Annotated in this window: 8 protein-coding genes and 2 pseudogenes; 9 read left to right on the top strand and 1 reads right to left on the bottom strand. The window is 68.0% G+C overall.

From position 1 onward, the window contains the following. The 4 genes and pseudogenes from QMK24_RS39890 to QMK24_RS39875 all read left to right on the top strand — a co-directional run. Positions 1–871: DUF8746 domain-containing protein (locus tag QMK24_RS39890; protein ID WP_502962714.1), on the top strand; the 871-nt coding region annotated here is incomplete at its 5' end. Then, entirely contained in the window at positions 868–1,722 is an 855-nt protein-coding gene (locus tag QMK24_RS39885; protein WP_283471795.1) for an ABC transporter permease, read from the top strand. The genes QMK24_RS39890 and QMK24_RS39885, both read left to right, overlap by 4 nt. A gap of 226 nt (positions 1,723–1,948) precedes the next feature. After that, on the top strand, positions 1,949–2,917 hold the full coding sequence (locus QMK24_RS39880; RefSeq protein WP_283471794.1) for a recombinase family protein: 969 nt from the start codon (positions 1,949–1,951) through the stop codon (positions 2,915–2,917). 230 nt (positions 2,918–3,147) lie between these two features. After that, positions 3,148–3,486: pseudogene (locus QMK24_RS39875) on the top strand (FAD-dependent oxidoreductase); the annotation flags it as partial. A gap of 148 nt (positions 3,487–3,634) precedes the next feature. Here QMK24_RS39875 and QMK24_RS39870 read toward each other — a convergent pair. Next, positions 3,635–4,978 (bottom strand): annotated as a pseudogene (locus tag QMK24_RS39870) (PEP-utilizing enzyme); the annotation flags it as partial. A gap of 24 nt (positions 4,979–5,002) precedes the next feature. Here QMK24_RS39870 and QMK24_RS39865 point away from each other — a divergent pair. From QMK24_RS39865 to QMK24_RS39845, 5 genes are all read left to right on the top strand, one after another. Then, the gene (locus QMK24_RS39865; protein WP_283471793.1) at positions 5,003–5,479 is read left to right on the top strand and encodes a DUF6415 family natural product biosynthesis protein; all 477 of its coding nucleotides are present in this window, start codon (positions 5,003–5,005) and stop codon (positions 5,477–5,479) included. Next, a complete protein-coding gene (locus QMK24_RS39860; protein WP_283471792.1) occupies positions 5,476–5,916 on the top strand; it encodes a DUF6302 family protein in 441 nt (146 codons plus the stop codon). The genes QMK24_RS39865 and QMK24_RS39860 overlap by 4 nt, the downstream gene beginning before the upstream one ends. Then, positions 5,913–6,608 (top strand): methyltransferase domain-containing protein, encoded by a 696-nt coding sequence (locus QMK24_RS39855; RefSeq protein WP_349307965.1) that lies wholly within the window; start codon positions 5,913–5,915, stop codon positions 6,606–6,608. The genes QMK24_RS39860 and QMK24_RS39855 overlap by 4 nt, the downstream gene beginning before the upstream one ends. Further along, positions 6,596–7,327 (top strand): sulfite exporter TauE/SafE family protein, encoded by a 732-nt coding sequence (locus QMK24_RS39850; protein WP_283471796.1) that lies wholly within the window; start codon positions 6,596–6,598, stop codon positions 7,325–7,327. Before QMK24_RS39855 ends, QMK24_RS39850 begins: the two co-directional genes overlap by 13 nt. A 316-nt stretch (positions 7,328–7,643) precedes the next feature. Further along, positions 7,644–8,189: a hypothetical protein gene (locus QMK24_RS39845; RefSeq protein ID WP_283471791.1), complete on the top strand. Its 546-nt coding sequence runs from the start codon at positions 7,644–7,646 to the stop codon at positions 8,187–8,189. The last annotated feature ends 315 nt before the right edge of the window (positions 8,190–8,504 follow it).

Here is an 8,504-nt window from a genome sequence, read left to right as displayed (position 1 = left end):
CGCCACAACGCGATCGCGTCGGACCGGAACTCCGCACTGTACTTCGAGGGCCTTGCCACGTGGTCTACACCTTCCAGGATCAACAAGATCCATTGTCAGGCGTGTCCACACTACGGGGATCACCTCAGTCAGCGGCGTCCCCTTCCGCAGCCACCCGCGCGGCCTGCGGCACGTCGGCGCACTGCTCGACGCAGGCCAGGTCCACGGAGGACGCACCGCCGCGACCCACCTGTCCGCGCTGGCCCACAGCAACGGGATCTCCCCGCGCCGGGTGGAGGAAGTGCTGCACGAGGTGGGCCTGGCCGAGGCCGCGCGCCGCCGCATCGGCGGCTTCTCGCTCGGCATGAAGCAGCGGCTCGGGATCGCCACCGCGCTGCTCGGCGACCCACCGGTGCTGATGTTCGACGAACCGGTCAACGGCATGGACCCGGAAGGCGTGCTCTGGATGCGCCGCCTCTTCCGGCGCCTCGCGGCCGAGGGCCGTACGGTCTTCCTCTCCAGCCACCTCATGTCGGAGATGGAGAACACCGCCGACCAGCTCGTCGTCATCGGACGGGGCCGGCTCATCGCCGCTGAGTCAGTAAGGGACTTCGCGGCCCGCAGCACGCGTCTCAGCGTCGTGGTGGGCACCCCGCAGGCCGCCGAGCTGGCAGCGGTACTGACCATCGCAGGCGCCTCATTCGAGCCGGAGGGCTCGCCGGGCACCGAGAAGCTCGCCGTGACCGGGCTGCCGGCGGACCGGATCGGAGCACTCGCCTTCGAAAACCGGATCCAGCTCAACGAGCTGACCACCCGGACCGCCTCACTGGAGGAGGCCTTCATGGAACTCACCGCCGACAGCGTCGAATACCAGGCAGGACAGCCCCGATGACCACAGTCACCTCCGTCGCCACCAACACCTTGTCCGCACCCGTCGCCGAGCCGCCCGCCCGCTTCCGCGACCTGCTCGCCTCTGAGTGGATCAAGATGTGGTCCCTGCGCTCGACCCCATGGGCGCTCGCGCTCACTGCCCTGTTCGTCATCGGGTCCGCCGCTGTAGCGGCACTGGCGGAAACCAACAACCTCCGGACGATGAGCCCGGCCGCGAGGGCCGATCAGGGATTCCTCGTGTTCGACGCGTTCCCCGCGGCCGGTTACCTGACGCTGGTGCTCGTCGCCGGCAGCGTCGGCGCCCTCACCATCGTGAGCGAGTACAGCAGCGGCCTGATCCGCACCACCACCGTGGCCGTACCCGCCCGTGGTGCGGTGGTGCTGGCCAAGGCGGTCGTCACCGCCGCGCTCTGGACCGCAGTCGGCACGGTGATCTCCACCGGTTGCTTCCTGGTCTCCCAAGCCATCCTGAACGGACAGCAGGCCGGGGTTCCGCTCACCCATCCCGGAGTGCTCCGGGCGCTGGTGGCGTCCGCCCTGCTGGCCCCGGTCTGCGCACTGATCGGCCTCGGCTTCGGCGCTCTGATCAGGCACAGCGCCACCACCATGGTCACCAGCGCCTTTACCTTGGTGATGCTGCCGCCGATCTTCTCGCAGAGCGCACGCTGGTCCGCCGTCATGAGCCATGCGATGCCGGTCACGGCATGGAAGCGCCTGGTCCAGAACTGGGCACCGGATCCCCATTCGCTCGCCTACAGCGCCACCGTCCCCGGCTCGTGGGCCGTGTACGCGCTCTGGCCGCTGATCGCGGTTGTACTCGCTGTGGTCGTCGTGCGGCACCGCGACGTGTGAACGTGCCTCCGAGACGCGCACATCGCGCCCCGGAGGCACAGAGGCAAGGCCCTCGAAGCTTGTCGCAGCCTCGATGAACGTCTCTCATAAACGACCCTTTCCCCGAGCAAGATCAAAAATCGGTGACGGAAGCGGTGTGGATCGCGGATTCACTGTCACAACTCGTTCTCACTCAAAAGTGGAACCAGGCACGTTCTGGGAAATGTTTGTGACAGGATCCAGGGCCATGACGGACCCTCACACCGCACTCGCGTCCGAAGCGGACGATGTCGAGCGCCACCCCTGCCCGCGCTGTGACGCCCAGCCAGGTTCACCCTGCCGCTCGCGCTCCGGCGCAGTCGCCGGCACGTACCACACCGGCCGCTTCACGAAGGTACCCCGGCTCGCGAAACTCCTGCGCGTGCCGACGCCCGCCGACCGCGGTCCGGGACAGCCGTGGCGGCCCGGCACTCCCCTTCCGGCGCCTATCGACCCGGACACCCCGACCCCGGACATCCGCATCGGGTACGCAAGGTGCTCCAGCCTCACCCAGGAACTCCAGTCGCAGCTGGACGCGCTCGCCGCCAAGAACATCCCCCGGGACAAGATCTTCGCCGAGAAGATCAGCACCCGGGTCCGGGTCCGCCCGCAGTTCGAGGCCGCACTCGCCGCGGCCCGGGAGATCAAGGCCCACGCCCCGCACTGCCGGGTGATCTTCACGGTGTACGAGATGAAACGCCTGGGACGCGACGCCGCAGAGCTGACAGCCCTGGCCGATCACCTCACCGCTCACGGCCTGGTCCTGGAAATGCTCGCCGGACCCCTCCAAGGGATGTATGACCCCAGCGGCCCGGGACACCTGCTGTTCGGGTTCTTCGCCGCGATGGCCGAGACCGAGCGCGAGAACATCCGCGAGGCCACCCTCGAAGGACTCGACACCGCGGCCCGCAAGGGCAACCACGGCGGCCGGCCCCCGGTCATCACCGACGACATGCTCCACACCGTGCTCCGCCGCCGCGCGAACGGCGAGACCGTCGAGGAGATCCAGCCCGACCTGCTCATCCCCACCGGCCGCCGCAAGGGACAGAGCCCCAGTCTGTCCAGCATCTACCGGGCGCTCGCCGAGCACGAGAAGACCCAGACGTACCCCGAGGCCATCAAGGCCGCGCACGCCGACTTCGCCGCCCTCCAGCAGCGCGACCGCAGTCCCAAGTAGTTACTCAGCGCTACACGCCACCTGGCGGTAGCTATACGAGAACAGGGCCGGGAACATCTGCACCGGCTTCAAGATGACCAACCATGGCTAGAACGCGGAGCTGGTCGGCAGGAGGCCGCCGATCGGCCCCAAGCTCAGTTGGGGCTCCTCATAGACGCTACGGACGACGGGACCACGCCGACTGGTCGGCGTGGCGATGGAACGAGGCCGATCGTGGTGGACAGCGGAGAGCGAGTCGGGCGCCAGCCTGGATCCGTTACGAGATGCGGCATCTGTTCCCCGCCCTGCCGACGCTCGTCCACAACGGAAAGGTCGCGCTGGTCGGCGACGCGGCGCATGCCATGACGCCCAATCTCGGGCAGGGCGCGTGCACGGCCATCCTGGATGCAGAGGCTCTGAGCCGGACTGTCGCCGAACACGGATCCGACAACCTGCCAGCCGCTCTCCGCGCCTACGACTCGGAGCGCCGACGCAGCGCCCAGCGGGTCGCCTTCGGCTCCCGGAACCTGCACCGCTTCATGTCGAGCGAGCGCACTCGACTCCGCAACGCCGTGCTCCGCCTGCTACCGAACCGACGTGTGACTGAGAGGCCGGATCGTGGACGGCTGGACCGGGTCGAACGGGGGGTGAAATGGCCCGGGTCCCTGTGCGGGAGGGGCCGGCGGCCGGTCACGGTCAACTTCACCTGGTGAACACCGTATTTCTCGCTGTGGTCGGTCAAGGCAGGATCTCGATGTACCCGTCGGTTCCGTGCACGCGGATCCGCTGCCCGTCCCGGATCAGCCGGGTGGCCTGCTCCACGCCCACGACGGCCGGCAGGCCGTACTCCCGGGCGATCACTGCGCCATGGGTCATCAGGCCGCCCACCTCCGTCACCAGGCCCGCGATTCCGACGAACAGCGGTGACCAGCTGGGGTCCGTGAAGGTCGTGACCAGGATGTCGCCCGCTTCGAGATCGGCCTGCGCCATGTCAAAGATGACGCGGGCCCTTCCCTCGATGGTCCCGGCGGAGACCGCAAGGCCGATCAGGGCACCGGCCGGCACGTCGTCACGCCGGTACGCCCCGGTGACGGCCTCACCGTCCGAGGTGAGCACCCGGGGCGGTGTGAGCGCGTGGTACGACCGGAACGCCTCCTTACGCTGCTGGATGAGCTGGTCGTCCACCCGGTTCGAGCGCACGACCTCGTGGAGTTCCTGAAACGTGAGGTAGAAGATGTCCTCCTTCTCAGGAAGCACGTCGGCCTGCACGAGGCGCTCGGCCTCCTCCAGCAGAGCCTGCTTGTAGATGAAGGAGCGGCTGACGATGCCGTACGTCGGATACTCCCGGTACCCGATGAAAGTTCTGACCCGGTCGATCATCCGCTTGGCCTCGTCGGCTTTCCGGTCCCCGTCCGGCAGGGCCCGCAAGCGTGACAGCACGTCCTGTTCCTTCTGCTGCGCCTTCTGCCGTCCTTGCTCGAAGCGCCGCTCGGCGGCGCCCGGCTCGAAGTTCCTGACGTTGTCGAGGATCACGGGCACGAGCGTGCTGGGGCGCTCGCGCCAACGTGGCCTGGTGATGTCGATCTCGCCGACGCAGCGCATGCCGTACCGGTCGAGGTAGGCTTCGATGGCGTCGCGCGCTTCGGTCCCGCCCGCGAGCTTCGCCAGCTCGTCCAGGAAGCCCTCGCCCTCGACGCCCCGCAGGAACGCCACCACCTCCGAATGCGGGCGGATCACGTCCGCGACGTCGAGCAGCGCCAGTCCCATCTCCGACGTGACGTTGTCGGGGGCGGACAGCGTGAGCGTGTCAGCCGCGTTCTTCTCGCACAGCCACTCCTGCAGCTTGTCGTTGAGCCACCACGTGGCCTCCATCCCCGCCATGATCGCCTGAAGGTTCAGCGGATCACCGAGGACTCGCTTGTGCTCCTCGAAGGCCTCCAGCAGGAAGTCGAACAGCGCCGGCCCGGTCTTCGTCCGGATGTCGCGCTCCAGGGCGGCGATCGACACCTTGCTGCGCTCGATCAGCCCGGTGACGATGGCCGGATCGGTCTCGATCGGGGCGGACGCACCGCCGGCCGGCGGGCTGAGCCTTCCGAGAGCGGACCGATGACCGTTCGGACTCACCACCGCAGGTTGGCGTGCCCTGCGACGACCCGGCCGCAGGCCGCCGAACTCGAAACCCCTACCGTCACCCCTTGGAATCCCCCGCTGGACGCTGCTGGTCTGACCGACGTGCACGGCCTGTTGCTCCGCTGGGCCTGGACTGCGCATGAGAGCGAAGACCTCCTTGACGATGTCGCCACGGCCTTGGACGACATCGCACCTTCCGAGGAAGTCATCGAGGACTTCGTTCAGCGATCTCGCGGCCACCTCATGAGGCTCGTGAACATCGCTGTTTCCACTCGGGCTTGGCAGGAGTCGGCCTACGCGGACACGCTCATTCAGCGGGCGCGCACCTTGCGGGCAAGCGAGATGCCTGGCGACTACCGTCACGCCGTGCTGCATCTGCGGCAGATGGGATGGGTCGTCGGCGAGTTACTGGACCAGCTGGTCGCGTTCGACTCCATCAAGGGGGTGGCGTGACCGTCATCCGCCCCCTTATCCCGCGCCTTGTTCCGGCACCGCTCGCCTACGACTTCGAGTACATCGCCAGCCGTCTCGCTGATCCGTCGCTGCTTGATCACGCCGTAGCCGTCTGCGTCCACCGGGCACCGTTCCTGGCCGTCCCCGTGGGCGGAGCGCGCCGTGGCGGGTCTATGGCCTTCGACCTGCTGATCCTGGCGGAGAAGACGCGCGGCCTCTTGGAGGGACTGCCGGGCTTCCCCGACGTGCGTGTTCGGCCTTCCCCCTACCGTGACACCTGCCATGTGGTCGAGTGGGGCGGCCAGCCGCCGGCCTGCGACTACAACGACGCGGCGCGCGGCCGGTTCTACGGCTACAGCAAGGCCGCCGTCCCGCATCTCGGGGATGGCGGTATGAGTCGGCCGGAGCCTAGCCACCGCCCGCCGGTCCTGACGTGACCGATCGGACCGGCCTGGCCACCCCCGAGGTGGAGTCAGCCAAGGCGTACGATGCGGAGTTCGCGGCCGTGACGAAGACGGATGCCACCGGCGTGGACATCAGCTCAGTGTCGGCCCCGAGGGTGCAGGCCATGCAGATCGAGCAGGCCCGGATCGAGCCCGGAATGGCCGTGCTGGAGGTCGGCTCCGGCGGCCCCAACGCGGCCTACCTCTCCGAGATGGTGGGGAAGGCGGGCCGGGTGGTCACTATGGACATCGACTCCGAGGTGACGGACCGGGCAACGACCTTCCTTACGGCAGCCGGCTACCAGAACGTCACCGTTCTCACCGCCGACGCGGAAGAGGGCGCTCCCGATCACGGGCCCTTCGATCGCATTGTTGTCACGGTGCAAGCCGCCGACATCCCCCCTGCCTGGATGCAGCAGCTCAAGGTGGGCGGTCGGCTCGTCGTCCCCCTACGGATGCGCGGCCTGACGCGCACCGTCGCCTTCGTCCGCGAGGGCGATCACCTGGTCAGCGACGGCTTCGAGCTGTGCGGCTTCGTCCCGATGCAGGGCGCTGGCGAGAACCGCGTACGGCTTGCCGTCCTGCACGACACGGAGGGCGAGGAGATCGGCTTGCGCATCGACGGTCACCCCGAGCCGGACGCCAAGGCGCTGTCCGAGGCACTGTTCACGTCCTGGGCGGCATGATCGGGCTGGGCGGTGCGGAGTTCCGCCTGCCCCTGCTGATCGGCCTGTTCGGCTTCGCCGCGCTCTCCGCGATCATTCTGAACAAGGCAATGAGCCTGGTCGTGGTCCTGGCCGCGCTCCCCGCTCGCCTGGCGGCGGTCCCCGCCTCCGAGGTGGCCTCGCACTGGCCCGCCGCGGCCAACCTGCTCGCCGGAAGCCTGCTGGGCGCCTGGACCGGAGCGTCGTGGGCGGTACGGATGCGCACCGCCACCCTCTACAAGATGTTGGCCGCCCTGATGGTGCTCATGGCCGCCGCCCTGCTCGCCACCCACACCACCACCCTCGGCGCCCTCTCGATGCCCCTGTGGGCGCAGGTACCCTGCGGGATCGTGGCCGGGTTCGGCATCGGCGTGGTCGCCGCGATCATGGGCGTGGCCGGAGGCGAGCTGCTGATCCCTACGATCGTGCTGCTCTTCGCCGTCGACATCAAGACCGCCGGCAGCCTGTCGCTGCTCGTGTCCCTGCCGACCATGCTGGTCGCCTCCGCCCGCTACAGCCGCGACGGCAGCTTCGCCGTCCTGGGCGCCAACCTCCGCTTCACCCTGGTCATGGCCGCGGGCTCGGTCGCCGGCGCGGTCTTGGTCGGACTGCTGCTCGGAGTGTTCTCCGACATGATCCTCATCCCCGCGATGGCGGTGATCCTGCTCATCTCCGCCGTCAAACTCGCACGCCACGGCTGACGCTTCCCGTGCCGAACCACTGACACCTCCGGGAGGCGGGCTGACGGGACGCGTCTCTCCGAGAGAGAGTCTGGGCGTGTTCGTGAGCCGAAGCGCGACAGTTGTTGTCCTGTACCAAAAGATCTGGTCCGAGGTCAAGTCTGTGACCTGCGACGACCAGATCAGTTGAGACGCGTGGTTGCAAGAAATCTCAGATGATCTGGTCGCGGACGCATGCATGCCGGCTGTTGTCTCAAACGATCTGGTTCGGTGCTGCAGATTCAGGGGGCAGTCGGCGGCGCAGCTGGACTTGCGTACTCCACTACTCTCGGCCGGTATGACAAGCCCTGCCCCCGCGCCGAAGTCGCGCTTTCTTATCCTGCACGACTACGGCATGGGCGGTGCGTGGTGGTGGGTCCACGCGCGATCGCCCCGAGAGGTCCTTGAGACCTTCGCGGAGGTCGAGGTGGTCGACAGTCCAGATGCCATCGAGCGGGCTGTCGGGGACCTGGACGAAGTCGACATCGACGAGCCGACCATGCCTCCGGGCCTGGAAGGGCTGCGGGCCAAGCGCGACGCACAGCGCGGCCGCCCCGGTTTCGGCGCGCTCGCGGACCGGAGCATCGTGCACCTTCGGCGTCTCTGGGACGGCGACGGCGATGAACCAGCGACCTACCTCATGGAGGTCGGCTCCGACGGCCGCAGGTTGCGCCAGGTAGAGCTCGCCGACGACGGAACCGCGCTGAAGAGCGGCCCCGACGACTGGACGTTCAATCCGCCGGTTGTGGACCTCTTTGACCCTGAGTGGGCGAACATGGAAATCCACCCGGACGAGTTCGAGGCAGCATGGCTCCGAGCACGTCACGTCGGCAGCGAGCAATGAAGGGGCGCCGCTGTCCCGTCTCATCGAGCACGTCATCTGGATGCTCCTTGACCTGCGAGGTGTCAGGTCTGGGTGAGACGCGGTTCGCGGGCGGCCGGCCTTGAGATCGGGGAGCGGATCTGGAGGGATCGGGTGTCTGATGGATCATGGCGGGTGTGCGGGCTCTGAGCTGTGGTGCGTCAGTTCGGCTGAGTGCGTTGTGGCAAAGGGAGTCCCTGTTCGATGAGCGGGGGCTTCTTCGTGTGCGGGGCATGATCGTGGAGGGGTGGGGGCAGGCAGCGGACGGCTTGTTGTTGATCGAGGAGGGTGCGATGC

The organism is Streptomyces sp. PH10-H1 (genome assembly GCF_030063355.1).
GTDB lineage: Bacteria > Actinomycetota > Actinomycetes > Streptomycetales > Streptomycetaceae > Actinacidiphila.
The sequence above is the reverse complement of the archived record's forward strand: the minus strand, read 5'-3'. Positions and strand labels throughout refer to the sequence as shown.

Bases quoted from the DNA above. Each gene is read 5' to 3' on its own strand.
- QMK24_RS39885 (WP_283471795.1), top strand. From the start codon at position 868: ATGACCACAGTCACCTCCGTCGCCACCAACACCTTGTCCGCACCCGTC.
- QMK24_RS39880 (WP_283471794.1), top strand. From the start codon at position 1,949: ATGACGGACCCTCACACCGCACTCGCGTCCGAAGCGGACGATGTCGAG.
- QMK24_RS39865 (WP_283471793.1), top strand. From the start codon at position 5,003: ATGACCGTTCGGACTCACCACCGCAGGTTGGCGTGCCCTGCGACGACC.
- QMK24_RS39845 (WP_283471791.1), top strand. From the start codon at position 7,644: ATGACAAGCCCTGCCCCCGCGCCGAAGTCGCGCTTTCTTATCCTGCAC.